The organism is Rathayibacter tanaceti (assembly GCF_001634385.1).
Lineage (GTDB): Bacteria > Actinomycetota > Actinomycetes > Actinomycetales > Microbacteriaceae > Rathayibacter > Rathayibacter tanaceti.
Genome location: NZ_LIIN01000234.1, coordinates 1 through 1,812, shown reverse-complemented (window position 1 = coordinate 1,812; position 1,812 = coordinate 1). Strand labels below are relative to the sequence as shown.

Here is a 1,812-nt window from a genome sequence, read left to right as displayed (position 1 = left end):
TCCGCTGGCCGCCCTGCCCACGCGCGCGACATCGTGCTGCGCGACGTGGCCGTGCGCTGGCCGGGAGCGGCGACCCCGCCCTCAGCGGCGTCTCGCTCCAGCTGCCGGCCGGAGCGCGGGTGCTCGTCACCGGTGGCAGCGGGTCGGGCAAGACCACGCTGGCGCACGCTCTGGTGCGCTTCCTCGACCACTCCGGCTCCTACCTCCTCGGCGGGGTGGAGGCGCGGACCCTGCCCCAGGCCGCGGTGCGCCGCGTCGTCGGGTTGGCCGAGCAGCAGCCCTACCTGTTCGACGACACGATCCGGCAGAACCTGCTGTTCGCCCGGCCGGAGGCGGACGCGGCGGTCCTCGAGGATGTCCTGGAACGGGTGGGGCTCGCCTCCTGGGTCGCGCCCGCGGCGGGCTGGATGCGCGGGTCGGCGAGCGGGGCTCGCTCGTCTCGGGCGGCCAGGCCCAGCGGATCGCCCTGGCACGGGCGCTGCTGGCCGACTTCGACGTGCTGGTGCTGGATGAGCCGACAGCCTCGGTCGACGCGCCGGTGGCGGATGCTCTGCTGGCCGATCTGCTGCGCGCCGCGGAGGGGCGAACGGTGGTGCTGATCGCGCACCGCGTGGATCCGCGGCTCGCCTTCGACCGGCGTCTCCGCGTCGGCGGGGGGACGGTGGTCGAGGTCGACAGCGGTGAGCCGCACCGCGAGGGCTGAACGGGGCTCAGCCCCGGCTCCGCGGGCGGTCTGTGCGAGCGAGCTTCGCGACCCGGGCCAGCCGCCCTCCCTCCGACAGCCAGCGGTCGAGCACCGCGTCGGCCCGGCTCCGCGCTGTGCCCTCGAGGGCCGCGAGCAGCGGAGAGACGACGTCGAGCGCCAGAGGGTCGCTCAGCTCATCCACGCGCGAGTCGCGCACGAAGCCCTCGAGGCGGGTGAGGTCCCCGGCGCGCAGCTCGCTCACCCGCGCCTGCAGCAGCACCACCGCGGCCAGCCGCAGCTCGAAGACCGGCGCCACCCAGAGCTCGGACGAGAGCGCCGTCACCTCGTCGTGCCCGAGGCCGCGGAACTTCCTCAGCGCGTCCCGGGCGGTGCCTCGCACGGCACCGACCGAGGCGCCGGTGGAGTCGAGCCCGGCGCCCAGACGCTCGCGCACGCCCTGAGCGCGCCAGACATCGCCCTCGTACTCGAGGGCTGCGCGGAGGAAGTCGCCGGGATCGCTCACTCCTCCATCATGCGGCGCGCGTCAGGAGCGACTCGCCCAGCCGGTCGCTCAGACGGCGCGGCCCTGGGAGTCGTCGGTCATCGCGTTGCCGTCGCTCGGCATCCGGAACGAGTAGCCGTCGCGCGTCGACACGATCCTCTGCCCGGGCGCCAGGTCCTCGCCGCCGACGGGGGCGTTCGAGTAGGTGCCCGCGGCGGGCGCGGTCTGCTGCACCCCGTCGCTGCGCGCGGCGAACTCGCCGGGCACCTGCCGGGAGGAGGAGAGCGGCGCCTGCGGGTTCTCGTCCGCGAGGGCCGCAGTCGCGCCGATCAGCAGCCCTCCTGCGGCGACGAGCGCGAGGAGTCCGGAGGTGACCGAGCGGAGGGGAGAGGACGGCGTCATCGCAGGGCTTTCTCGAGCGGCCGGCCCGGGCCGGGAAGAGCGGTACTCGAATCCTGCCCGCGCGACGCTTCAGCGGGACCGGCGAGCGCGCCCTCCGTCAGGGGGACAGCCGAGCGCTGAGGTCCTCCGCCGGTGGCGTCAGACTCGGGGCAGCGGCCGGCGCAGGGCGTCGAGCCGGCGTCGCCAGGCCTCGAGCCGACCGGGCTCCGCGGCGAGCGCGGGG

Annotated in this window: 2 protein-coding genes and 2 pseudogenes; 2 read left to right on the top strand and 2 right to left on the bottom strand. The window is 75.8% G+C overall.

The features are described from left to right. Positions 1–119 precede the first annotated feature (119 nt). A pseudogene (locus ACH61_RS19440) lies at positions 120–329 on the top strand (ATP-binding cassette domain-containing protein); the annotation flags it as partial. 53 nt (positions 330–382) lie between these two features. Beyond that, positions 383–469 (top strand): annotated as a pseudogene (locus ACH61_RS19435) (hypothetical protein); the annotation flags it as partial. 241 nt (positions 470–710) lie between these two features. On the opposite strand, the gene ACH61_RS15250 reads toward ACH61_RS19435, so the two are convergent. Next, positions 711–1,208 carry a DNA alkylation repair protein gene (locus tag ACH61_RS15250; protein WP_068213698.1) on the bottom strand — a complete coding sequence of 166 codons (498 nt, stop codon included), beginning with the start codon at positions 1,206–1,208 and terminating at the stop codon, positions 711–713. A gap of 48 nt (positions 1,209–1,256) precedes the next feature. After that, positions 1,257–1,589, bottom strand: coding sequence for a hypothetical protein (locus ACH61_RS15245; protein WP_068213684.1), 333 nt, complete (start codon positions 1,587–1,589; stop codon positions 1,257–1,259). Positions 1,590–1,812: the final 223 nt, after the last annotated feature.